The 23,582-nt window shown below is 59.6% G+C and carries 20 protein-coding genes; 8 read left to right on the plus strand and 12 right to left on the minus strand.

Translation table 11 applies throughout. From position 1 onward, the window contains the following. The 4 genes from ACR0AO_RS15330 to ACR0AO_RS15345 are packed head-to-tail and all read right to left on the minus strand — an operon-like array spanning position 1 to position 5,369. Positions 1-1,164: a M20 aminoacylase family protein gene (locus ACR0AO_RS15330; RefSeq protein WP_480605078.1), complete on the minus strand. Its 1,164-nt coding sequence runs from the start codon at positions 1,162-1,164 to the stop codon at positions 1-3. Between the two features lie 14 nt (positions 1,165-1,178). Further along, positions 1,179-2,345 carry a M20 aminoacylase family protein gene (locus ACR0AO_RS15335; RefSeq protein ID WP_480605080.1) on the minus strand — a complete coding sequence of 389 codons (1,167 nt, stop codon included), beginning with the start codon at positions 2,343-2,345 and terminating at the stop codon, positions 1,179-1,181. Positions 2,346-2,377: 32 nt separating this feature from the next. After that, positions 2,378-3,544 (minus strand): acetylornithine deacetylase, encoded by a 1,167-nt coding sequence (argE, locus tag ACR0AO_RS15340; protein WP_480605082.1) that lies wholly within the window; start codon positions 3,542-3,544, stop codon positions 2,378-2,380. A gap of 4 nt (positions 3,545-3,548) precedes the next feature. Beyond that, the gene (locus ACR0AO_RS15345; RefSeq protein ID WP_480605084.1) at positions 3,549-5,369 is read right to left on the minus strand and encodes an ABC transporter ATP-binding protein; all 1,821 of its coding nucleotides are present in this window, start codon (positions 5,367-5,369) and stop codon (positions 3,549-3,551) included. Between the two features lie 285 nt (positions 5,370-5,654). Between ACR0AO_RS15345 and ACR0AO_RS15350 the strand changes: the two genes are divergently transcribed. From ACR0AO_RS15350 to ACR0AO_RS15360, 3 genes are all read left to right on the plus strand, one after another. Beyond that, complete coding sequence (locus ACR0AO_RS15350; RefSeq protein ID WP_480605086.1) at positions 5,655-7,361, plus strand: peptide ABC transporter substrate-binding protein; 1,707 nt, start codon at positions 5,655-5,657, stop codon at positions 7,359-7,361. Positions 7,362-7,454: 93 nt separating this feature from the next. Further along, positions 7,455-8,462: an ABC transporter permease gene (locus ACR0AO_RS15355; RefSeq protein WP_480605088.1), complete on the plus strand. Its 1,008-nt coding sequence runs from the start codon at positions 7,455-7,457 to the stop codon at positions 8,460-8,462. After that, complete coding sequence (locus ACR0AO_RS15360) at positions 8,455-9,435, plus strand: ABC transporter permease (protein ID WP_480605090.1); 981 nt, start codon at positions 8,455-8,457, stop codon at positions 9,433-9,435. Before ACR0AO_RS15355 ends, ACR0AO_RS15360 begins: the two co-directional genes overlap by 8 nt. Positions 9,436-9,563: 128 nt before the next feature. On the opposite strand, the gene ACR0AO_RS15365 is transcribed toward ACR0AO_RS15360, so the two are convergent. From ACR0AO_RS15365 to ACR0AO_RS15390, 6 genes are all read right to left on the minus strand, one after another. Continuing rightward, complete coding sequence (locus ACR0AO_RS15365; RefSeq protein ID WP_480605093.1) at positions 9,564-10,853, minus strand: DUF3422 family protein; 1,290 nt, start codon at positions 10,851-10,853, stop codon at positions 9,564-9,566. A 109-nt stretch (positions 10,854-10,962) separates the two neighbouring features. Beyond that, complete coding sequence (locus tag ACR0AO_RS15370; RefSeq protein ID WP_480605095.1) at positions 10,963-11,316, minus strand: VOC family protein; 354 nt, start codon at positions 11,314-11,316, stop codon at positions 10,963-10,965. Positions 11,317-11,417: 101 nt separating this feature from the next. Further along, entirely contained in the window at positions 11,418-12,872 is a 1,455-nt protein-coding gene (locus tag ACR0AO_RS15375; protein WP_480605097.1) for an NAD(P)(+) transhydrogenase (Re/Si-specific) subunit beta, read from the minus strand. A 13-nt stretch (positions 12,873-12,885) separates the two neighbouring features. Beyond that, a complete protein-coding gene (locus tag ACR0AO_RS15380; RefSeq protein ID WP_480605099.1) occupies positions 12,886-14,457 on the minus strand; it encodes a Re/Si-specific NAD(P)(+) transhydrogenase subunit alpha in 1,572 nt (523 codons plus the stop codon). A gap of 123 nt (positions 14,458-14,580) precedes the next feature. Further along, positions 14,581-15,039 (minus strand): methyltransferase family protein, encoded by a 459-nt coding sequence (locus ACR0AO_RS15385; RefSeq protein WP_480605102.1) that lies wholly within the window; start codon positions 15,037-15,039, stop codon positions 14,581-14,583. Positions 15,040-15,220: 181 nt separating this feature from the next. Next, complete coding sequence (locus ACR0AO_RS15390; protein ID WP_480605104.1) at positions 15,221-16,174, minus strand: MBL fold metallo-hydrolase; 954 nt, start codon at positions 16,172-16,174, stop codon at positions 15,221-15,223. A 120-nt stretch (positions 16,175-16,294) separates the two neighbouring features. On the opposite strand from ACR0AO_RS15390, the gene ACR0AO_RS15395 reads away from it, so the two are divergent. Further along, positions 16,295-17,047: an SDR family NAD(P)-dependent oxidoreductase gene (locus ACR0AO_RS15395; protein ID WP_480605106.1), complete on the plus strand. Its 753-nt coding sequence runs from the start codon at positions 16,295-16,297 to the stop codon at positions 17,045-17,047. 78 nt (positions 17,048-17,125) lie between these two features. After that, positions 17,126-18,319 carry a kynureninase gene (kynU, locus tag ACR0AO_RS15400; RefSeq protein WP_480605108.1) on the plus strand — a complete coding sequence of 398 codons (1,194 nt, stop codon included), beginning with the start codon at positions 17,126-17,128 and terminating at the stop codon, positions 18,317-18,319. Here the strand turns inward: kynU and ACR0AO_RS15405 are convergent. Next, positions 18,312-18,890, minus strand: coding sequence for a TetR/AcrR family transcriptional regulator (locus ACR0AO_RS15405; RefSeq protein WP_480605109.1), 579 nt, complete (start codon positions 18,888-18,890; stop codon positions 18,312-18,314). The two genes, kynU and ACR0AO_RS15405, sit on opposite strands and share 8 nt — an antisense overlap. A 104-nt stretch (positions 18,891-18,994) precedes the next feature. Between ACR0AO_RS15405 and ACR0AO_RS15410 the strand changes: the two genes are divergently transcribed. The 3 genes from ACR0AO_RS15410 (at position 18,995) to ACR0AO_RS15420 (ending at position 22,710) form a co-directional block, all read left to right on the plus strand. Then, on the plus strand, positions 18,995-19,459 hold the full coding sequence (locus ACR0AO_RS15410) for a (2Fe-2S)-binding protein (protein WP_480605111.1): 465 nt from the start codon (positions 18,995-18,997) through the stop codon (positions 19,457-19,459). A gap of 3 nt (positions 19,460-19,462) precedes the next feature. Next, positions 19,463-21,703, plus strand: coding sequence for a xanthine dehydrogenase family protein molybdopterin-binding subunit (locus tag ACR0AO_RS15415; protein WP_480605113.1), 2,241 nt, complete (start codon positions 19,463-19,465; stop codon positions 21,701-21,703). A gap of 233 nt (positions 21,704-21,936) precedes the next feature. After that, positions 21,937-22,710, plus strand: a complete 774-nt coding sequence (locus ACR0AO_RS15420) for a prephenate dehydrogenase/arogenate dehydrogenase family protein (protein ID WP_480605115.1) — start codon at positions 21,937-21,939, stop codon at positions 22,708-22,710. Here the strand turns inward: ACR0AO_RS15420 and ACR0AO_RS15425 are convergent. Then, entirely contained in the window at positions 22,698-23,477 is a 780-nt protein-coding gene (locus ACR0AO_RS15425; RefSeq protein ID WP_480605117.1) for a gamma-glutamyl-gamma-aminobutyrate hydrolase family protein, read from the minus strand. The genes ACR0AO_RS15420 and ACR0AO_RS15425 overlap by 13 nt on opposite strands. Between the last annotated feature and the right edge of the window lie 105 nt (positions 23,478-23,582).

Below are 23,582 nucleotides of genomic sequence, written 5' to 3' on the forward strand. Positions count from 1 at the left end.
TCAGGCTGCCGGCATCCGGCGTTCGACCATTTCGGCAAACCAAGAGCACCCCAACGGGATGATCTCATCATTGAAATCGTATTCGGGGTGATGCAGCCCGGCGCTGTCGCCATTGCCCAGCACGATGAAAGCGCCGGGGCGTTCCTCCAGCATGAACGAAAAATCCTCGCCCCCCATCACCATCGGCGCCTCATCGCAACTGCCACCGACGGCAACCGCCGCTTCGACAGCATAGCCAGTCTGCTCCTCGGCATTGATTGTCACCGGAACTCCATGGCTGTAGCGGATTTCGGCTGTTCCTCCGAATGCAGCGACAACCCCGGAAACGACCTCATTCAGGCGCACTTCGATCAATGCGCGCGCTTCGTTGGAATGTGTCCGAACCGTTCCGCGCAGGCGCGCCGATTGCGGGATCACGTTGAAGGCATTGGAAGATGTTTCGACCGACGTCACAGACAACACCGCTTGCAGGGTCGGGTCTACATTGCGCGATACGACCGTCTGCAACGCCACGATGACTTGCGACAGCATCACCGTGGTGTCGACTGTCTCATGCGGTTTCGCCGCGTGGCCTCCGCGCCCTTCCAGGTGAATGTCGAACTCGTCCGCCGCCGCCAGCAAAGGCCCCGACCGGATCGCAAACTGACCGGTGGGCAGACCCGGCACATTGTGCATGGCATAGACTTCCTGAATGCCGAACCGATCCATCAGCCCGTCCTTGACCATCGCTTCGGCCCCATTGCCGCCTTCCTCGGCGGGCTGGAAGATAACCACCGCCGTGCCGTCGAAATTACGGGTCTCGGCCAGATATTTTGCAGCCCCCAGCACCATTGCCGTGTGGCCATCGTGACCGCAGGCATGCATCGCCCCGGGCGTCCTGGAGGCATGGCCCAGCCCGGTCTGCTCCTGCATCGGCAGCGCGTCCATGTCCGCGCGCAGCCCGATGGCCCTGCCCTGCGTGTCCGTCTTGCCCCGGATCACACCGACAACACCGGTGCGACCGATGCCGGTCACCACATCGTCGCAACCGAATGCCTTCAGCTTGTCGGCGACCAGCGCGCTGGTGCGGTGTGTATCGTACAGAATCTCGGGGTTCTCGTGAATGTCACGCCGCCAGGCCGTGATCTCGTCGTGCATTTCCGCGAGGCGGTTCTTGATCGGCATGTCACTCCCCCTTTTCACGCCACGGGCATTCGTCGTTCCACCAGTTCCGCAAACCAGCTGCAGCCGGCAGGAATGGCGTCATCGTCAAAATCATAAGCCGGATGATGGCACATGGCCGTATCCCCGTTCCCGATAAAGATGTACGCGCCGGGCCGTTCTTCAAGCATGTAGGCGAAATCTTCTGACGGCATGATCGGATCGGTCGAGTCGTTCACATGGCCCGACACCGCCTGTGCCGCATCGGCCGCGTATCCGGTTTCGGCCTCGGAATTGATCGTGGCCGGATAGCCAGGCGTCCATGTCATCTGGGCCGTCGCACCAAACGCGGCCGCGGTATCCTCGGCAATCCGGCGCACACGCTCTTCCGCGATGGCGCGATATTCCGGATCCAGTGTCCGCACCGTACCTTTCAGACGCGCAGTATGCGCGATGACATTCGATGCAACACTGTCGGTTTCAAACGTGCCCACGGTCAGAACCACGCTTTTGATCGGATTGACAGTACGGGCCACGACCGATTGCAGGGACACCACGATCTGCGACGCCACCAGAGTTGTATCGACCGCCTCATGCGGGGCCGCCGCATGGCCGCCCTTGCCGGTGACGACAATCTCGAACTCATCGGAAGAGGCCAGCAGGGCACCGGACCGGATCGCGAACTCGCCCACGGGCAGCCCCGGCATGTTGTGCATCCCGTAAACTTCCTGAATCCCCCAGCGGTTCATCAGACCGTCCTGGCACATGGCCAGACCACCTGCCCCGCCTTCTTCTGCCGGCTGGAAGATCAGCACCACGGTCCCGTCGAAATTCCGTGTCTCGGCCAGATATTTCGCCGCCCCAAGCAGCATCGACGTATGCCCATCATGACCGCAGGCATGCATCTTGCCGGGCACGGTCGAGGCATATTCGGCTCCTGTAACCTCCTCGATCGGCAGCGCATCCATGTCCGCACGCAGACCGATCACGCGACCCTTGCCGTTGGAATTCCCCTTGATCACCGCCACAACGCCCGTCTTGCCTATTCCGGTCGTGATGTCGTCGACACCGATCTCCTTAAGGCGCTCCACCACAAAGGCCGCGGTTTCGTGCACGTCGTACATAAGTTCGGGGTGGGCATGCAGATGGCGGCGCCAACCGGTGATTTCACTGTGCATTTCCGCAAGCCGGTTCTTGATCGGCATGTCCAATTCTCCTCTGTTGGTTGCAGGCGGTACTAGGCCGACAGCTTGTCCAGCAGCCGTTCCATGAATGTGTGGCCCGCATTGAATTGCTTCACGGTAATGAATTCATTTGGCTGGTGCGCCTGCGCAATGTCTCCGGGGCCGCAGATAACTGCAGAATAGCCCGCCTCCTGAAACTGTCCGGCCTCGGTGCCGTAGCTTACAACGTGGCGCCCGTTGTCGCCAGTGAGGGCACGCACCAGCATCTCAGCCTCACCGTGCTGTTCAGGCAACAACGCGGGAACCGCGAAATGTTCCGATACCTCGATGCGCGCATCGGAATGCACCGCCTGCATTGCGGCCTGGGCCTTGCGGACCTGCTCCAGATAGGCATCGCGCCACATGCCCGCATCTTCACCGGGCACAATCCGGAAATCCATCATGAACCGGCAATCCTTGGCGGTGATGTTATGCGCCGTTCCGCCGTTGATCATGCCGACGTGGCAGGTGGTCCAGGGCGGAACGAATAACGCCGCCACTTCAGAAGGTTCCGCCGTCATGTTCTCGGCATTTCGGCGATTTGCCCAGTCGATCAGCGGCGCGGCAGACATAACCGCATTGACGCCCGTATGCATGATCGAGCTGTGCACCTCGAAGCCAACCACGTGAGTATCATAGCCGAACCCGCCCTTGTGCCCGGTCACCGCCTGCATCATCGACGGCTCGCCCACGATCACGGCAGAACCTTTGGGCAGCACCTCCTGCATCGCCACAATCATCGGCGGCGCACCGGTGCAGCCGATCTCTTCGTCAAAGCTGAGCGCCAGTTGCAATGGCCGTGTCACGTTCCGATATTTCGCCTCGATCAGCGTCCAGATCGCCAGCGCATCAAAGCCCTTCATGTCGCATGTGCCACGCCCGAAATACTTGCCGTCACGCTCGGTCACGGTGAACGGATCGCTGTCCCAGGGCTGACCATCGACCGGCACCACATCGGTATGGCCGGACAGGATCACCGCGCCCTCTTCCCACGGGCCGACATGCGCAAACAAGGCAGCCTTGTGCGATTGATCCGGATCGGTCCAGCGATGCGCCTTGATCCCGTGACCAGCCAGATAGTTTTCGACCCATTCGACCAAAGGAAGGTTCGTGTCGCGACTGACAGTGGGAAAGGAGATCAGTTTCACCATGATCTCCAGCGGCGACAAACGTTGAGCCATTCGGTCAATACCCGCTGTCGGTCGTCAGGATGAAATGCCCCGGCTCCACTTCGCGATATTGCGACGGCTCCGGATCGTACCCGATGGGGTGGATCGGAGATGGGATCGGTTTGAAATTCAGATCCTTTTCAGATTTGCGCTTGTTGGGGTCCGCAATCGGAACCGCCTGCATCAACGCCTGGGTGTAGGGGTGTTGCGGATTCTCGAAAACACTTGCACGCGGCCCCAACTCGACGATGCGGCCCAGATACATGACACCGACATGGTGGCTGACCCGTTCCACCACAGCCATATCATGGCTAATGAAAAGATAGCTCAGCCCAAGTTCAGCCTGCAGTTCCATCATCAAGTTCAGAACCTGCGCTTGTACCGACACATCCAGCGCCGACACGGCCTCATCGGCGATGATCAGCTTCGGGTTCAGCGCAAGCGCGCGTGCGATGGCGATGCGCTGGCGTTGCCCGCCCGACATTTCGTGCGGGAACCGACGCATGAAGCTGCGCGGCAATTGTACCCGGTCGAACAGAGTCGCCACACGATCCTGAAGCTCGGAACCTGACGCGACATTGTAATTGCGCAACGGCTCTGCCACCTGATCCACCAGTTGCATCTGTGGATTGAGCGAGGCGAACGGATCCTGAAAGATCATCTGCATGTCCAGGCGCGCCTTGCGCAGACCGCCCTGGTCCAATTTCATGATATCGACGCCATCGAGGTTGATTTCACCCGCCATCGGCTCGACCAACCGCAATATGGACCGGCCAGCCGAAGACTTGCCGCAACCCGACTCGCCCACAAGGCTCAGGGTCTGACCTCGGTTCAGGGTAAAGGATACATCTTCGACCGCATGCACATTTGAAATGGTACGGCGCAGCAACCCGCCCTTGACCGGGAATCGTGTCGTCAGATTACTGACGGACAGCAGAGCTTCCTGAGTGCCGGGGATGGGCGCGATGTTCTGGTTCTCGACTCCCATCAGCTTCATCGGCTCGGGCGCGGGTTTTCCCCGCATCTCGCCCAGCTTCGGCACCGCCGCCAGCAGCGCCTTGGTATAATCATGCTGCGGGTTTTCAAAGATTTCGGTAACGGAGCCTTCTTCAACCTTGTTGCCGCGGAACATGACCACCACGCGGTCGGCCATCTGCGCCACAACCGCCATGTCATGGGTGATGAACATCACCGCCGTGCCGGTCTCACGCTTGAGCCGGTCCATCAGCGCCAGGATCTCGGCCTGGATGGTCACATCAAGCGCCGTGGTGGGTTCGTCGGCAATCAGCAGACGCGGCTCACACGCCATCGCCATGGCTATCACAACCCGCTGACGCATCCCGCCCGAAAGTTCATGCGGGTATTGTTTCAGACGCCGTTCGGGCTCGGGGATTCGAACCTGGCGCAGCAACTCCAGCGCGCGTTCCTCGGCCTGCGTCCTGGACATATTCTTGTGAATTCGCAGACCCTCGGTCAATTGACGGCCCACGGTGAAAACCGGGTTCAGCGCCGTCATCGGTTCCTGAAAGATCATCCCGATCTCGTTTCCGCGAATCTGTTTCATCAAATCCTGATCGGCTATCGACAGATCGAACTCTTCCCCGTCGCGCCGATCGAACAGCAACTGGCCGCCCGCAATCTCGCCGCCACCGAATTCAACCAACCGCATCAGCGACAGTGACGAGACCGATTTTCCTGACCCGGATTCGCCTACGATACAAACGGTTTCACCGGGATGAACCTCGAACGAGACATCCTCCACGCCCACGACCGGGCCGTCCTTGGTCTGAAACTCGACGCGAAGTTTCTTGATTTGTGCAATGGGCTGATCCAGCACGAGTGCGCTCCCCTTGGTCACCCTTATGTGTTGTGTGTCAAACGCTATGTCCGGGGGGCGGCAAAAGTCAAACCCATTGGGAATTTTCCCAACGGCAAGGCTTGCATTTTTCAGAAACTCTGTTTCGATACGCGTCGTAACCGTTCCTGGGGAGAGAACGAATACGGCGCATTGTGAAACACTTTGTCGTTCGGTTTCAATATCTTACCAGACATGCGGCAACGCCTAATCCGCAGGCAATGCGGAGATAATCGAGACACGATCGTGTCCAACATGGAGTATAATATGAAAACCAAAGCCCTTTTACTTGGTGCGATTGCAAGCACGGCTCTGGCCCCGGCGGCCTTTGCCGAACGCGGATCGGACGGCAATGTCAGCATTATCTATTGGCAGGCCCCGTCGATCCTGAACCCGTTCCTGTCGGGCGGCACCAAGGACGTGGAATCGGCCTCGCTGGTGATTGAGCCGTTGGCCCGCTATGACCAGGACGGCAACATGGTGCCTTATCTGGCCACCGAGATCCCGACCGTCGACAATGGCGGCGTGAGCGAGGATCTGACCTCGATCACCTGGAAGATTGCGCCGGGCATCACCTGGTCGGACGGCACCCCCTTTACCGCGCATGACGTAAAATTCACCGCCGACTATTGCATGCACCCAGAGGGCGGCTGCGCGCAGGTGACAAAATTCGAAGGTGTCACCAATGTCGAGGCGGTTGATGACATGACCGTCAAAGTAACCTTCGGCACGCCGACACCTTTCCCCTATGGGCCGTTTGTGGGCGGTGAAAGCCCGATCATTCAGAAAGCCCAGTTCGAAAACTGCTTGGGCGCAAAAGCCCCCGAGTGCACAACCGAGAATTTCGGCCCCATCGGTACCGGCCCATTTGTCGTGGACGAATTCAAGCCGAACGACGTGATCACCATGTCGGCCAACCCAAACTACCGCGACCCGAACAAACCTGCCTTTGCCACGCTAACCTTCAAAGGTGGCGGTGATGCGACAGCGGCGGGCCGCGCGGTGATGGAAACCGGTGAATTCGACTATGCCTGGAACCTGCAGCTTGCACCGGAAGTGATCGCGCAGATGGAAGCGGGCGGCAAAGGCATTCCGGTCGCAGGCTTTGGCCCGCTGGTCGAACGCATCATGCTGAACCAGACCAATGCTTCGCCAGACCTGCCCGAAGGCGAGCGTTCGACCGCCAAGCATCCGCATCCGTTCCTGACCGATCCGGCAGTGTACAAGGCAATGTCGCTGGCCATCGACCGGCCACTGCTTGTGGAAATCGGCTACGGCAAGGCCGGTCAGGTGACCTGTAACTGGGTTCCGGCTCCGGCTGCAGTGAACTCGGATACCTTTACCTGCGACAAGCAGGACATCGAAGGCGCGAAGAAGTTGCTGGATGACGCAGGTATCGTCGACACCAACGGCGACGGCGTTCGTGAAAAGGACGGTGTTCCGCTCAAGATCGTCTACCAGACCTCGACCAACGCGGTCCGTCAGGACTTCCAGGCGCTGATCAAGGAATGGTGGGCTCAGATCGGTATCGAATCCGAGCTGCGCAACCTCAACGCCTCGGTGTTCTTCGGCGGCGATCCGGGCAGCCCGGATACGTTCCAGAAGTTTTACGCCGATGTTGAAATGTACGCCAACACCTTCAACGGAACAGACCCGCAATCCTATCTGGGCAACGGCCTGTGCGACAAGGCGCCAAAGCCTGAAAGCCAGTGGCAAGGTGAAAACATCAGCCGTTTCTGCAACGAAGAGTTCGATAAGCTGCATGAGGAACTCACCAAAACGGCCGGGGCCGATGCACGCGCGGAAATCGCCAAGCGTCTGAACGACATCATGGTCGAAAATGGCGGCATGATCCCGCTTGTTCACCGTGGCCGTCTGTCGGCACATGCCAACACTTTGGGTGGCGTGGTCCTGAACGTTTGGGACAGCGAGTTGTGGAACGCAGCGGACTGGTACCGCAAGACCGGTTCCTAAGCGTCTTGCTTGCACAACCGCGTCCCGATTTTTCGGGGCGCGGTATCAAGCAGGCGACCTCATGAAAAGACTAATAAACCAAGGCGCACCTGAATGCTGACCTTCACTATCCGCCGCCTGATCCTGGCCGTTCCGACGCTTTTGTTCATCAGTCTCGTGATCTTCCTGCTCCTCGAACTCGCCCCCGGCGACCCGATGGCGCAGGTTCCCCTGACCGTCCCCCCGGAAGTTAAGGAGAAAATGCGCGAGGCCCTGGGCCTTGGCCAGCCGATGCACATCCGCTTTTGGAAATGGATCGTGCAATTTTTCTGGATAGAACCACAGGTTCTGATCGACCACTATCTTGGCACCACCTTTGCCGAAGGCGACCTGCGGGTGATCTCGTGGCAGACCCGCTCTCCGGTGATGGACATCGTGGTGCAGCGCATTCCGCAGACCCTGTGGGTCGTTGGCACCGCCTATATCGTGGCGATCATAATCGCCCTGCCGATCGGTATCTATTCGGCCTATCGCCAGTATTCGTGGTTCGACCAGATGGGCACTTTCGTGTCGATGGTCGGCTTCTCGGTTCCGCCCTTCTTTTCCGGTGTTCTGGTGATCGTGATCTTTTCGGTTCAGCTGGGATGGTTCCCGTCGATCTATGACACCACACATGTGGTTAACAGCTGGGAAAGCTTCGTCGAACAGCTCAAACAGATGATTATGCCGGTGATGGTTCTGGCGTTGCAGATCACCGCACAGCTCAGCCGATTCATGCGCGCCTCGATGCTGGACAATCTCAACCAGGACTACGTGCGCACCGCGCGCGCAAAGGGGCTGAGCGAATACACGGTCGTCATGGTTCATGTTCTGCGCAACTCGATGATACCGGTGGTGACCGTGATCGCGTTGGGTATCCCTGCGATCTTTGGCGGCGCCATCATCACCGAGCAGGTGTTCAAGGTGAACGGAATCGGCCAGTTGCTGATCGGCGCCATTCAGGCAAATGACTTGCCAATGGTACAGACTCTTACCTTCATCTTCGCCGTGCTGATCGTGCTGTTCAACCTGATCGCCGACGTACTCTATGGCATTCTGGACCCGAGGATCCGCTATGACTGACAAGGATCGCACTGAAACCCTGGTTCCGGACGAAGGACTCGCCCCGGCCTCGACCGCACTGCCGACAGCCGACGTGATGGAAGAAATCGCCACTCCGCCGCGCAGCCAGTGGCGGGACGTCTGGGATCAGTTCAAAACTCACAAAGGCGCAATGATCGGGGCGGTTTTGTTCTTCCTGATCGTCGCTGCCGTCTATCTGGGCCCATACGTGTGGGATATAGATCCGACCAAAACCGCCATTCGCGAGCGCAATCAGGGACCCAGCCTTGCACACCCGTTCGGCACGGATCAGCTCGGTCGAGACATCATGGCCCGGATGATGGCGGGCGGTCAGACCTCGGTGTCCGTCGGCATCACCGCAATGCTGCTGGCGCTGTTTCTGGGATCGCTGATCGGGGTCGTTGCCGGGTTTTTCAAACGGCTGGACGGGCCGCTGATGCGTCTGACCGACCTGTTCCTGGCTCTGCCACTGCTGCCGCTGCTGCTGGTAATGATGCTGTTGTTTCGCGAGCCCCTGTCCGCCGCTTTCGGGTTGGAGCGCGGGATCTTCATACTGATCGTGTCCGCCATCGGCGTCACCTCGTGGATGCCCACTGCGCGGATCGTGCGCGGGGATGTGCTGGCCATCAAGGAACGGGAATTCGTTCTGGCTGCGCGTTCGATCGGGACATCGAACAGACAGATCATCACGCGGCACATCCTGCCCAACGTACTGTCGCCTATCATGGTTTCCGCGACGCTGGGCATCGCCACGGCGATCATCACCGAAAGCGCTCTGTCTTTCCTGGGCCTTGGCTTTCCGCCCGATTTCCCGACTTGGGGCCGCCTGCTGTTCGATGGGGTCGACTATCTGCAACAATATCCCGAGCGGGTGTTCTGGCCCGGACTGGCGATCTCACTAACGGTGCTGAGCGTCAACTACCTCGGCGACGGTCTGCGCGATGCCCTGGACCCGCGCATTCGCGGGCGCTGAAGCGGGTGTCAAAAATACTCAGCCGCCCTGTCGGACGGCTGAGGCCTTGCGAGGTTCCGCCTCGCGCTTCGGGATATTTTTGGCCAGATGAACAGGGGATCGGTTCGTACGGATGGCCGGCAATCTGCCTATTTGTTCTGGCGTTCCAACCGGTGGCGGATCCGCCGGATTGACACCCAAACCAGCAAAACCACCGGAAGTGTGACAAGTGCTGTGAGCATCCCTTTGCTGATCCCCGCCGCAGTCAGTGGATACAACAGATAGCCGACCAGCGAGACGGCATAATAGCTGATGGCGACAACCGACAGGCCTTCGACTGTGTGCTGCAGGCGCAGGGCGAGATCTGCCCGGTGGTCCATGCTTTCCAAAAGCGCCTGATTCTGTGCGCTGCGCTCCACGTCCACACGCGTTCGCAACAATTCGCCTGCCCGGATGGCCCTGTCCGACAAAGCTTCCAGCCGCTTTTCCGTTGACTTGACCGTTCGGATCGCCGGATCATATCGGCGCATCATGAAATCGGCAAAAGTCTGACGACCCGCGAACCGCTCCTCGCGCAGAATTTCGATTCTCTGGTTCACGATGGCTTCATAGGCACCGGTCGCACCAAATCGAAAAGCGCATCGCGCGGACAGAGTTTCGAGTTCCGTCGACGTCGACAAAAGTTGCGGCAAAAGCGCATCGGCGCTGGCATCACCATCGGTCATTTCCGTCATCAGCGCTGTCAGTTTGCCGTCCAGCTCGCCAATGCGTGGTATCAGTTTCTTGACACGGGCAAAGCCCAGCATCGACATTGCCTTATAGGTCTCGATTTCACACAAACGCTGAATGATCCGTCCGGTTCTGCGATGGCCGGCTTCACTAGATACAAAGACCGCCAAACGCATATGCCCCGCGGGATCAATGCGAAAATCGCTGGCCACAACCGCGGTGTCATCCAGGACACGCGCAACGGCGAGGCTTTCCGGTTCGAACCATTCCGCCAACGCTTTGTCGATCTGGTTTTCGGCCGGGCGATCCACGACGCGCAGCATGGCCGATGTCACTCTCTGCCCCGGACTTTGCACCAGCCAGTCGGGAGGGAAAATCTCAAAATCCGCCGGATTGAAGGCCCGGTCACTGACGTTTCGCGTGATCGCTGTATAGGTCACGAATTCGGTGTGCTGTTCCCATTTCAGCCAATGGCGCCCGATCTGGCCCGCATAATGCGTGGCACCGGGTTGCGGATGCGGCGCACCATGCCGGTCCAGCAGGTTGATCAAATGGGCAACATCCAGCGTCTTGTCGCGGGCCGCCGCTTCGACGGGCTGCTTGATCGCCAGAAACACAACGGTGCACGGCGTTGACGCCGATGGAAAGGGCCGTGCATGCAACTCGTTGGCCAGCGCATAACGCAAAGGGTGATCCTGGATCGGCGTCATTTTCAGCTCCTGCAATTGCAGGGCACTATACGCAACACCCAAAATACATCAATTCCCTTTTATTTCATGTGCTTACATGAATACCAAGGTATACGGGGCCACCAAACCCCTATTTCGGTTGCCATAATTCAATCGGGTTGCCTTCGGGGTCGTGAATCCGGGCGAACCATCCAACCTCACTGTCCCACTCGCTGCGGGTTTCAACATCGATTCCAGCGGCACGCAACTGTGCGATCATGGCGTTCAGATCATCGACCCGAAAATTGATCATCCATTGTTGCTCGACCTTGCCAAGATATTCCGTGTCGCGCGCGAAAGGCGCAAATACCGTATAGCCTTCACGCTGACGCCAGGGCAGCGGGTTCAGCCGGTCCACACCCAGATACGTTTCATACCACATGGCCAGAGCATCCGGGTCGCGGGCACGGAAGAAAAAGCCGCCGATGCCGTTTACCTTTTCCATCGTCACCTCCGTTTGTCCGATCTTATTCCCCGTTGGTGTGGGCCCCAAAGACAAAAGGGGCGCCCCAACAGGGCGCCCCGATTGCTTTTATACCGGCTGACTTACTCGATCATCGGCAACAGCTTGTCCAGCGACTGCTTGGCGTCGCCATAGAACATGCGGGTGTTTTCCTTGAAGAAAAGCGGGTTTTCGATGCCCGAGTACCCGGTGCCCTGACCGCGTTTCGACACGAACACTTGCTTGGCCTTCCAACACTCCAGTACCGGCATCCCGGCGATGGGCGAGTTCGGGTCCTCCTGTGCCGCCGGGTTCACGATGTCGTTCGAGCCGATAACGATGGCCACATCCGTATCCGGAAAGTCCTCGTTGATCTCGTCCATTTCCAGAACGATGTCGTAAGGCACCTTCGCCTCGGCCAGCAGAACGTTCATGTGGCCCGGCAGGCGGCCCGCGACGGGGTGGATTGCAAAACGCACGTTCTTGCCCTTGGCGCGCAGCTTGCGGACCAGTTCGGACACCGATTGCTGCGCCTGCGCAACCGCCATGCCGTAACCGGGGATGATGATCACGCTGTCGGCATCGTTCAGCGCTGCGGCAACCCCGTCGGCCTCGATGGCGACCTGTTCGCCCTCGACCTCCATCTGCGGTCCGCCGGTGTTGCCGAAACCACCGAGGATCACCGACACGAAGTGACGGTTCATGGCCTTGCACATGATGTAGCTGAGGATGGCACCGCTTGATCCCACGAGCGCGCCGACCACGATCAGAAGGTCATTGCCCAGCGAGAAGCCGATCGCCGCAGCGGCCCAGCCCGAGTAGCTGTTCAGCATCGACACAACCACCGGCATGTCGGCACCGCCGATGCCCATGATCAGGTGATAGCCGATAAACAGGGCCGCCAGCGTCATCAGGAACAGCGGGAAGAACCCGCCCGAACTGGTGTACCAGATCAGGCAGATCAGCGACAAAGCCGCAGCACCGGCGTTCAACGCATGGCCGCCGGGCAGCTTGGTTGCGGCAGACGTCACCTTACCTGCCAGTTTGCCATAGGCCACGACCGAACCGGTGAAGGTGATCGCACCGATGAAGATGCCCAGGAACAGTTCCACATGCAGAATCGACAGTTCCGCAGACGTCTTCTTGGCGATCAGCTTGGCGAATGCGCCGAGATCGGACAGATCCGCATCCTTGGCGGCATCTACGATCGCAAACACCTCGGCGACGTTCTTGATCTCGAAATGCGCATTGAAGCCGACGAAGACCGCCGCCAGACCGACCAGCGAGTGCATCGCGGCCACAAGCTGAGGCATCTCGGTCATCTGCACGCGCTGCGCGACGTATTGACCGATCATGCCGCCGCCCGCGATCAGCAATAGCGACAGCAACCACAGTCCCGAACCGGGGCCGACCAGCGTGGCAAAGACCGCCAGCGCCATGCCGACGATGCCGTACCAGACCGCACGCTTGGCGCTTTCCTGGTTCGAAAGGCCGCCGAGGGACAGGATGAAAAGGACAGCCGCGACGACATAGGCGGCAGTGGTGAAGCCATAATCCATTTGCCCGGCCTCCTTAAGATTTCTGGAACATGGCGAGCATGCGCCGGGTGACAAGGAAGCCGCCAACGATGTTGATCCCGGCCATGAAGACCGACAACGCCGCCAGCAGAATGACGAGGAACGAGCCCGACCCGATCTGCATCAGCGCGCCCACGATGATGATCGACGAGATCGCGTTGGTGATCGCCATCAGCGGAGTGTGCAGGCTGTGCGAGACGTTCCAGATAACCTGGAAGCCCACGAAGATCGCCAGTACGAAAACGATGAAGTGCTGCATGAAGCTGGCCGGGGCCACCAGCCCCACCAGCAACATCAACGCCCCTCCGACACCCAGCAGGGTAAACTGCTGTTTGGTCTGCGCCTTGAAGGCCGCAACCTCCTGCGCGCGTTTTTCTTCAGCCGTCAGTTCCCTGGTTTTTTCCTTGGGCTTGGCCGCAATCGCCTGCACCTTGGGCGGCGGCGGCGGGAAAGTGATTTCGCCCTGATAGGTGACCGTCGAGCCACGGATCACGTCGTCTTCCATGTCGTGATTGACCTGCCCATCCTTCTCGGGCGTCAGGTCGGTCATCATGTGACGGATATTGGTCGCGTACAGAGACGAAGACTGCGCCGCCATCCGGCTGGGGAAGTCGGTATAGCCGATGATGGTCACGCCATTGTCGGTGACGATTTTTTCGTCCTTGACAGTGCCTTCGACATTGCCGCCGCGTTCGGCAGCAAGGTCGACGATGACCGAACCCGGTTTCATCGCCGCAACCATATCCTCAAGCCAAAGCTTGGGCGCTTCGCGGTTGGGGATCAGCGCCGTGGTGATCACGATGTCCATTTCCGGAGCCAGTTCGCGGAACTTGGCCAGTTGCGCCTCGCGGAATTCCGGGGACGAAACCGAGGCATAACCGCCGGTGGCGGCACCGTCCTGCTGCTCTTCCTCGAAATCGAGATAGACGAATTCGGCCCCCATCGACTCGACCTGTTCGGCCACTTCGGGACGCACGTCGAAAGCATAGGTGATTGCCCCCAGCGAGGTCGAGGTGCCGATGGCGGCCAGACCGGCCACACCCGCGCCCACGATCAGAACCTTGGCGGGCGGCACCTTGCCGGCGGCGGTCACCTGCCCGGTGAAGAACCGGCCAAAGTTGTTGCCAGCCTCGATCACCGCACGGTAACCGGCGATGTTGGCCATCGAACTCAGCGCATCCATCTTCTGCGCGCGGGAAATCCGTGGAACCATCTCCATCGCGATCACATTCGCGCCTTTGGATTTCGCCAGTTCCATCCCTTCTTCGTTCCCGGCGGGATTGAAGAAGGAAATCAGCGTCTTGCTCTTGTTCAGGCGCTTGAGTTCCGCCTCGTTCGGCTGGCGGACCTTGGCGATGATGTCGGCCGCCTTCCACAGCGCCGCCGGTGTCTTGACGATCTCGACCCCCGCCGCCTCATAGGCCGCGTCCGAAAAACCGGCAGCCGCGCCCGCACCGCTTTCGATAACGCAGTCATAACCGAGTTTCTGCAACTGCAGCGCCGAGTCAGGCGTCATCGCAACCCGGTTCTCGCCTTCGAAAATTTCCTTTGGTGTGCCTATTTTCACCCCTCGGGTCCCCCTTTTTTGTTCGCCAAGCTCAACCGGGCTTCGGTATTGTTTGCAAAGCAAAGATGTACATCGCGCAATATTCTTTCGCAAGTGCAGCATTTTTGACGTTATGTCAAATGTTCATTCCCATCCAACCCACCTGCCGGTCTTGCGTTCGTAGCGCGCGAAATCCATTCGGAAGGTACGACGCAGCCGGTCCTCTTCCGGTAGAATGAAGCGTTGTTCGAGCAGCCAGAAAAAGACCGGCACCAATACCAACGCGAGCACCGCGTCAAACCGCAGGATCAATCCGGTAAGAATAATCACATCCCCCAGATAGATCGGATTTCGGCTGCGCCGATAAATGCCGGTCTGCACCATTGCCGATGGCGTCTCATGCGGGATGATCGTGGTTTTGTGTCGCCGGAGTTCCACGGCGGCCAATACAATCAGCAACACGCCGCCACCGATCAAAATCCCGCTGACAAACCGCGTGAAACTACTGTCCAGCGACAATCCGAAAGACAGAAATCTCGACTGAACCCAAGCCAGTATGGCAAATCCCAACAGCCAGACGGGCGGTACATCAATTCGGCGCATGTGCGATCCTTGCCCGACAGAGCTTCGTAAGGTCGTTTTCTTCTTGCGAGACGTCGTAAACCGTTCGCACATGTTTGGCAAAGGCCACCGGGCAGAAAAAGCGAAAATGACGAATCTGCCGCAGCGGCCGCAGCGGCCGGATGCAGGGAACATTATCCGGAACGGATCTCATTCCCGAGGGTTATTCCCATTCCATCTCTTCGAACACGCGCCCCGCGTTTTTGGTCGCCAGTTCCTCGAACGTATCCAGGGCTTGCCAGCGTGACTGATCCACATAATAGGCGCTGGCCAGATCACCGCCGTCGTCTATGTGCGCTCCGATCTTTTCGCGCAGGTCCCTGAGGTAACCGACCGTATACCGCCCGACCTGCGCGAAATTGGTTGGATGACCATGTCCCGGAATGACATAGGCTGGTGAAATCGGTTCCAGCCGGGTTTCCCATGTCTCGATCCAGCAGCTTGTGCAGGTATGCTCGAATATCGGCAGCATCCTCTCATGAAAGGCGATATCGCCGGTGATCATCAGATCCCATTGTGGAATCCAGACCTGAGTGTCGCCGGGATCATGGGCGGGACCCAGATGCAATACCCTGATCTCGACCCCGCCAAGTGTGATCGCATATTCTTCTTCAAAGGTCAGATTGGCGTGTTCGACCCGGGTGCCCTCGGCGCGCTCGCGATTATAGCGTTCCATTCCCTGAAGGATGAAATCGCCATTTTCTGTGGTTTCAGCCACGGCATCGACATGCGCCAGAATATCCACCCCCTGGTCGCGCCAGTATCCATTGCCCAGCATGGCGTGTCCCTGGCCGTTCTCGTTGATGACCAGAACTACCGGCTGATCCGTTACTGCCTTGATTTCCTGATGCAGGGCCGCCGCCAATCGGCTGGATGCACCCGAATTGACAACCACCACCCCTTCGTTTGTCACGATAAAGGACAGGTTGTTGTTGTGCCCGGCATTCTCATAGGTCGGTGGTGCGGTCGCACCAATGGCGGAAAAGACATGCGGAACGAACTCGACTGGCTTTGAGTAAAGCTCAGACTGGGGATACTGGTCTGGTATGTCCTCACTGGCAGTCGCCGCCGAAGCCAACAACAGGGCGACGCAGGCAGTCATGGGTTTCTGAAACATCTGTCCTCCGCAATCAAAATTCACATTCATATTTATGCATAATAAAGCGTACGGCGGGACGGCGCGTCTTGTCACAGGCAAAACTCGCTTTAGGATTCCGCAAGACAGGGAGGATCACACGTGACGCTGAACGGAAAACACGCACTGGTCACTGGTGGCGGAACAGGGATCGGGCTGGCCATCGCGCAAGCGCTGGCCGACGAAGGCGCGGTCGTTACGATTACGGGCCGGCGTCAGACGGTGCTGAACGAGGTCGCGAATGACCGAATCTTCGGTCAGTCCATGGATGTCCGCGACGAAGACGATGTTGTGCAATGCATCGGCAAGGCTGTTGATGCGCGCGGTCCGATCCAGGTCTGCGTCGCCAACGCGGGAATTGCTGTTGGCAAGACACTGCAAAAAACGGACACGGAATTTTGGCGTGACATCATGGCGACCAATCTCGATGGCGCCTTCCTGACCATTCGCGAGAGCTTGCGCTCCATGTTAGAAACGGACTGGGGCCGGGTCATCTCGGTCGCGTCCATCGCGGGCCTACACGGTGTGCCGGGAGCCGGAGCCTATTCGGCCTCAAAGCATGGGCTGATCGGACTGACCCGCAGCTATTCCGAGGAATTTCTGGGCACGCCCTTCACTTTCAATGCACTGTGCCCTGGCTATGTCGACACGCCCATCGTGGATCGCAACAAGACCTCCATTTCAAAGCGCGCCGGCATCACCGAGGAAGAAGCCCTCAGGGCCATGGTCGACCAGAACCGCCACAAGCGGCTGATCATGCCGATAGAGGTCGCCGCCGCCGCGCTGTGGCTGGTGCGTCCGGGATCGGAAAGCATCAGCGGTCAGTGTATCCAGATCGCGGGCGGGCAGGTCTGAACGGCGTCCGCTGGACAAATCCGAGTGAAACCTGTAGTCGATGAATGCTTCAAGCTTAAAACAACCAATGAGGCCAGAATGACTGATTTTGCCACGACAAAGGCGATGTTCGATCTGCCCGAGGGCATTCTCTATCTCGACGGCAACTCGCTGGGCCCGGTGCCACGCGCCGCAAAGGCGCGGGTTCAAAGCATGATGGCCGACGAATGGGGTGGCATGCTGATCACCGGCTGGAACAAGGCGGGCTGGATGGGCCTGCCCACTGGTTTGGGTGACCGGATCGGCAAGCTGATCGGGGCCGAGCCGGGCAGTACCGTCGTCGGCGACACCCTGTCGATCAAGGTCTATCAGGCGGTGGCCTCGGCGCTGGAACTCAATCCCGGCCGCACCGTGGTTTTGTCGGACAACGGGAATTTCCCCACCGACCTTTATATGGTCGACGGACTTCTGCGTTCGCTTGGCGCGGAATACGAATTACGCACCGTCGACCCTGAAGCCGTCGCCGAACACATAACGGAAGACATCGCCGTGCTGATGCTGACCGAAGTGGACTATCGCTCGGGCCGCAGGCACGACATGAAGGCACTGACCGAACTGGCCCACGCCAACGGTGTTGTCACGGTCTGGGATCTGGCCCATTCCGCCGGGGCCATTCCGGTCGATCTTGCCGGATGCAACGCGGATTTCGCGGTGGGGTGCACTTACAAATACCTCAACGGCGGTCCCGGCGCGCCTGCATTCATCTATGTCGCGCCAAGACTTGCGGACAAGGCGCGCCCTGCCCTGTCCGGCTGGCTGGGGCATGAATCGCCCTTTGCCTTCGATCTCGATTACCGCCCCGGAAACGGTATCGAACGCATGCGCGTCGGCACGCCGCCGGTCATTCAAATGACGGCGCTTGCAGCAGCCATGGACGTTTGGGACCACGCCGACATCGCGGATGTGCGCACCAGATCGGTGGAACTGACTGAACTTTTCATTCGCAAGGTCGAAGACACCTGCCCCGAGCTGAAACTTGCCAGCCCGCGCGATCCCGATCTGCGCGGCAGTCAGGTTTCGTTCCGCTTTTCAGAAGGGTACGCCGCCATGCAGGCCCTGATCGCAAGCGGGGTGATTGGCGATTTCCGGGCTCCGGACATCATGCGGTTCGGGTTCACTCCGCTTTACATCGACCAAAGGGATGTGACGCAAGCCGCGGACATACTGGCCGATGTGATGCAAAACAAACTCTGGGACAAGCCGGAATTCAAAATCCGCCAGCGCGTTACGTGACATCCAGCCCCGCACCGATCAGACCCGCCAATTGCGCAACACGCGCCACGTAGGTCTTATAGTCCGGCGCGGTGGTTTTGACCCCTTTCAGGGCCGCAGTAATTGTTACCGCCACGTCCGAGGCGTCACCGGTCAGGCGAATGCGGTCCGCATCGGCCTCTCGCCGCAGCCACGCGGCATAGATTTCCGTCAACTGCGCCTCTCCGTCCTGAACGATGTCCGGGGCGGTCGAGGTTCCGGCATCCAGCAATTCCAGACCGTGCGGAGAGTCCAGCAGCGCCTCAATCCCCTCCGTTTGGGCGGCCATGGCGGACCCCAGAACTTCGGCAACCGGTCCTGAATTGTTCAGCGCCTCGGTCACCGCGACTGTTTTGGTCGCGTAGAAAAGTTCCACCAGATTGCGAAAGATCGCCTCTTTGTTCTTGTAGAACAAATAGACCGCCGGGCGCGACATCCTGGCGCCGCGCGCTATGTCGTCCATCGAGGTCTTGCGAAACCCATAGGTCGCAAATGCCTGCCAAGCCGAATCAAGAATCGCCTTTTGCCGCGGATCGAGGTCTGCATCCTTCATGATCCGACCTCTGACAGTTATTGCAAATTTTGTCAATTGACATCCTGACAATTCACGTTATTTTTGTCAGCCATCAAAACCACAACGAAAAAGCGAGAACCGCCATGGCAACCTCTCTAACGGTCAACGGAGCACCCCATCGGGTCGATCTGCCCGACGACGTGCCTCTCTTGTGGGTGCTTCGCGATGAAATCGGTCTGACGGGAACCAAGTTTGGTTGCGGCGTTGCCGCTTGCGGGGCCTGCACTGTCCAAATCGATGGCGAGGCCGTCCGCTCCTGCCAGGTACCGCTATCGGATGTCTGGGGCGAAGTGACCACAATCGAAGGCTTGGGCACACCCGACGCGATGGCCGCTATCCAGCGGTCGTGGGTCGATCATCAGGTGGCGCAATGTGGCTATTGCCAGTCGGGCCAGATCATGCAGGCCGCTGCACTTCTGGCCGCAAACCCTGCCCCGTCCGACGCCGAGATCGACGAGGCGATGCAGGGTAACCTGTGCCGGTGCGGAACCTACCCGCGTATCCGCGCGGCAATCCACGACGCCGCAGCCAAACTCAAGGAGGCGTAAGGGATGGCAAGCATCGGAAAAATTATCCGCAGAACATTCCTGATTGGCTCTGCCGCAATTGTCGGGGGTGTGGCGTTCGGCGTCTATTACGTCAACCGGCCCGCCCCCAACCCGCTCAAACCAAAGGATGGCGAAGCGGCACTCAACCCGTTTGTCCTGATTGATCAGAACGGTGTGACCCTGTTTGCGCCACGGGCCGAGATGGGTCAGGGCGTCAAGACCACGTGGGCGGCGCTGCTAGCGGAAGAACTGGATGTCGACCTTGATCAGGTGAACGTTTTGCACGGCCCGGCGGCAGCGGCATACTACAACACCGCCATGATCGGCGAAGGTCTGCCCGGCAAAGGTTATGACATCTCGAATTTCCAGCACAACCTCGGCGAGGCACTTGGCGTTGTCGGCAAGGTGCTGAGCCTTCAGATCACCGGCGGTTCCACCTCGATGAAGGACGGGTTCGAGCGGATGCGCGAGGCGGGCGCCTCGGCCCGCGAAACCCTGAAACAGGCCGCGGCGGATCGTCTGGGTGTCAACCGGGATCAACTCAAAACCGAAAGCGGCCATGTCATCGCGCCTGACGGCACGAAGTTGAGCTATCCGGAACTGGCGATGGATGCGGCCGGCCTTGACCCGGTCGAGGCGGTTCTGCGCGACCCATCCGAGTGGCGCTATCTCGGCAAGTCACTGCCTCGCATAGACATGATCGAAAAAGCCACCGGCACCGCGCAATTCGGTATTGATGTACGTCTGCCGGGAATGAAATTCGCCAGCGTGCGCATGAACCCGAAACTTGGCGGCGGCATCAAAAGGTTCGACGACAGCGCCGCCAAAGCCATGCCTGGGGTCGAAAAAGTCGTAAATCTGGGAACGGGCATGGCGGTGATCGCCAACAACACATGGTTGGCCATTCAGGCCGTCGAAGCGATCGAGGTTGAATGGGAAGATGCCCCCTACCCGAACGAAACCGACGAGATTTTCGACAAGATAGCCGGGGCCTTTGACTCCGAGCCGAATTCGACCATGCGCGACGATGGCGACGCCGACACGGTGCCTGCGGGCGCGACCGAGATCACAGCCGAATACACCGTTCCCTATCTGGCCCACGCCACGATGGAGCCGATGACCGCGACCGCTCTGTTCTCGGGCGACCGGCTGGAATTCTGGGGCGGCAATCAGGCGCCGACCATCATGCAGATGAAATGCGCCAGCGCCGCCAATCTCGACACCGAATCCGTCGAGGTCCATACCACCTATCTTGGCGGCGGGTTCGGGCGCCGTGGTGAGTTCGATTTCGGCGTGATCGCCACCGAGATCGCCATGGCTGTGCCCAACGTTCCGGTCCAGACCACATGGAGCCGGGAAGAGGACATGCGCCACGACTTCTACCGCCCCGGCGCGATGGCCCGGATGCGCGGCGCGGTCAAGGATGGCAAGGCGCTGCTGATTGATGGAAAGTTAGCGGCGCAATCCCCGACGCATCAGGCGATCGAACGGATGACAGGCTTTGCCGGCGGCGGCCCCGACAAGGTTCTGGTCGAGGGGTTCTTCAATCAACCTTATGCGGTTCCTAACTATCGCATGAGTGGCCATATCGCCGATCTGAAAATCCCCGTCGGCTTTTGGCGCTCGGTCGGAAACAGCCACAACGGGTTTTTCCACGAAACCTTCATGGACGAGATGGCCCTTGCCGCCGGCCGCGACCCGCTGGATTTCCGGCTGGAACTGATGCGGGACGAACACGCCCCCTCGGCGGGCTGCATTGAGGCTGTGCGCGAGATGTCCGGATGGACGGGAAAGACGCCAGATGGCGTTGGCCGCGGCGTAGCGTTTACCTATAGCTTCGGCACGCCGGTCGCGCAGGTGATCGAGGTGGTGGACGAGGATGGAACCATTCGCATCAACAAGGCCTGGATTGCCTGCGACATGGGGCTGGCGCTGGACCCGGACACCGTCAGGGCGCAGATGTTTGGCGGGATGATGTATGGCCTGTCGGCGGCCTGCTATGGCGAGATCACGTTCTCTGATGGCGAGGTCGAACAGCTGAACTTCCCCGACTATGACGCGATGCGAATGCACACCGCCCCGCAGGTCGAGGTGCGCGTGCTGGAAACCAATCGTTTCATGGGCGGCGCGGGCGAACCCGGCACGCCGCCGTCGATGCCCGCTCTTGGCAACGCCCTGTTCGATCTGACCGGAAAACGGGCGCGGACCCTGCCGTTCAACAAAAGCTTCAACCTTTTGGTCTGAGGCAAAGCCGGAGCAGCCCGCCAGCCACAGGCGGACTGCTCCGCGCGTTTGGCTTGACCCGGCAAGGGTTTTGCCGGTAAAGCCCGTGACATGAGCACGAAACGGACCCCTGCCGTCAATTTCTATTATCCCCCGTCCAGATAACGGCGGGCGCTCAGTCATGTTCAACCGCCGCGACAGGCGGTTCGAACGTATTCTCAACCCTGCATCGCGGCCCACCCCGGAGTATCCCGATGCAATCCCGTCCTGAAATCAGAACTATTGGCCTTTTGGGCTTTGGCGCGTTTGGTCGCCTGATGGCCCGTCACCTCGCACCGCTTGCCCCGGTTGTGGTGCATGATCCGGCACTGAATGCCCGACCCGCCGGCATCACTTGCGGCGACCCGGTTCAGGTCGCCCGGTGCGATCTGGTCATTCTGGCTGTCCCGGTCAGTGACTTGGCGGCAACGCTCAAATCCATCGCGCCGCATTTGCGGCCCGGAACCATTGTTGCCGATGTGGCCTCGGTCAAGATCCGGCCGGTTCAGACCATGCGGGACCTTCTGCCTGCGCATGTCCAGATTGTCGGCACCCATCCCCTGTTCGGGCCCCAAAGCGCAAAGGATGGCGTGCGGGGCCGCAAGATCGCCGTCTGCCGGGTGCGGGGCGATGCCTGCCTGACGCTGGCGGCCCTGATGCGCCGGAGACTTGGCCTGCGCCCTTTTCTGGTTTCGGCGGAAGAGCATGACCGCGAAGCCGCCGTGGTGCAGGGGCTGACGCATTTCATCGCCCGCGCCTTGACCGCGCTGGACCCGCTGCCAAACCGTCTGACCACAGCCAGTTTCGACCGCCTGTGCGAGGCGGTCGACATGGTGCGCAACGACCCGCCTGGTGTTTTTCACGCCATCGAAAGGGACAACCCCTATGCCGCCCAGGTGCGTGACGGTTTCATGTCCAACGCCAGCGCTTTAGTCCGCGAGTTGGCAGGAAAGGGTGACACGATTTGGAAACTGGATCAGGCCGTCTGACGGTACATCCCCGTGCCCTTGCATCCGGCCCAATCCCGGACCGCATCCCCAAAGGCCACGAACAGTGGACGTGACACCGGATCATTGGCGGCATCCCATTCGGGGTGCCACTGCACCGACAAGGTAAAACCCGGAGCATCCTTGACATAGATCGCTTCGGGCGTGCCGTCAGGTGCGTGGCCGTCGATCACGACGCCCTGCCCCGGCATTTTGATGCCTTGCCCGTGCAAAGTGTTGGTCATCACTTCCCGCGCCCCGAACAGCCGGTGAAACACGCCGTTTTCCGCCAGGGTCACGACGTGGCGCAGCGCGAATTTTTCTTCGAGCGTGCCATCGGGCGGCATACGGTGGTTCATCCGCCCCGGCAGTTCCCGGATTTCCGGGTACAGTGTGCCGCCCAGCGCGACATTTAATTCCTGAAACCCGCGGCAGATGCCCAGAATCGGCTGCCCCCGCTCGACGCAGGCCCGGATCAAAGGCAGGGTGATCGCGTCCCGCGCGCGATCGAATTCGCCATGCGCATCGGTTGCGGGCTCGCCATATTCCTCGGGATGGACATTGGGCCGTCCGCCCGTAAACAGGAAACCGTCACATACTTCCAAAAGTTCCGCGACCGAGACGAAACGCGGATCTACCGGAACCAGCAATGGCAGGCATCCGGACACGTTCGCCACCGCATCCGAATTCATGGTGCCTCCGGCATGGGTCGGATATTCGTCATTGATCAGGTATGAATTTCCAATGATACCTACGACCGGGCGAGACATGGGTTTTCCCAATTTGTTGAATGCGTTGTCCTGAACCTAGCGCCCGGCGCCCTACCGTGCAACAACACACACTCTGCACGACAGCGCAAGTTGTTGTTCAATGGT

The sequence above is a fragment of the Ruegeria sp. AF8 genome (assembly GCF_056541825.1).

Excerpts from the sequence above, each read along its gene's own strand:
- ACR0AO_RS15425 (WP_480605117.1), bottom strand. The coding sequence starts at position 23,477 with ATGTCTCGCCCGGTCGTAGGTATCATTGGAAATTCATACCTGATCAAT.
- ACR0AO_RS15375 (WP_480605097.1), bottom strand. The coding sequence starts at position 12,872 with ATGGATTATGGCTTCACCACTGCCGCCTATGTCGTCGCGGCTGTCCTT.
- ACR0AO_RS15420 (WP_480605115.1), top strand. The coding sequence starts at position 21,937 with ATGCAATCCCGTCCTGAAATCAGAACTATTGGCCTTTTGGGCTTTGGC.
- ACR0AO_RS15410 (WP_480605111.1), top strand. The coding sequence starts at position 18,995 with ATGGCAACCTCTCTAACGGTCAACGGAGCACCCCATCGGGTCGATCTG.
- kynU (WP_480605108.1), top strand. The coding sequence starts at position 17,126 with ATGACTGATTTTGCCACGACAAAGGCGATGTTCGATCTGCCCGAGGGC.
- ACR0AO_RS15330 (WP_480605078.1), bottom strand. The coding sequence starts at position 1,164 with ATGCCGATCAAGAACCGCCTCGCGGAAATGCACGACGAGATCACGGCC.
- ACR0AO_RS15350 (WP_480605086.1), top strand. The coding sequence starts at position 5,655 with ATGAAAACCAAAGCCCTTTTACTTGGTGCGATTGCAAGCACGGCTCTG.
- ACR0AO_RS15385 (WP_480605102.1), bottom strand. The coding sequence starts at position 15,039 with ATGCGCCGAATTGATGTACCGCCCGTCTGGCTGTTGGGATTTGCCATA.
- argE (WP_480605082.1), bottom strand. The coding sequence starts at position 3,544 with ATGGCTCAACGTTTGTCGCCGCTGGAGATCATGGTGAAACTGATCTCC.
- ACR0AO_RS15370 (WP_480605095.1), bottom strand. The coding sequence starts at position 11,316 with ATGGAAAAGGTAAACGGCATCGGCGGCTTTTTCTTCCGTGCCCGCGAC.
- ACR0AO_RS15405 (WP_480605109.1), bottom strand. The coding sequence starts at position 18,890 with ATGAAGGATGCAGACCTCGATCCGCGGCAAAAGGCGATTCTTGATTCG.
- ACR0AO_RS15390 (WP_480605104.1), bottom strand. The coding sequence starts at position 16,174 with ATGTTTCAGAAACCCATGACTGCCTGCGTCGCCCTGTTGTTGGCTTCG.
- ACR0AO_RS15360 (WP_480605090.1), top strand. The coding sequence starts at position 8,455 with ATGACTGACAAGGATCGCACTGAAACCCTGGTTCCGGACGAAGGACTC.
- ACR0AO_RS15335 (WP_480605080.1), bottom strand. The coding sequence starts at position 2,345 with ATGCCGATCAAGAACCGGCTTGCGGAAATGCACAGTGAAATCACCGGT.
- ACR0AO_RS15355 (WP_480605088.1), top strand. The coding sequence starts at position 7,455 with ATGCTGACCTTCACTATCCGCCGCCTGATCCTGGCCGTTCCGACGCTT.
- ACR0AO_RS15365 (WP_480605093.1), bottom strand. The coding sequence starts at position 10,853 with ATGACGCCGATCCAGGATCACCCTTTGCGTTATGCGCTGGCCAACGAG.
- ACR0AO_RS15415 (WP_480605113.1), top strand. The coding sequence starts at position 19,463 with ATGGCAAGCATCGGAAAAATTATCCGCAGAACATTCCTGATTGGCTCT.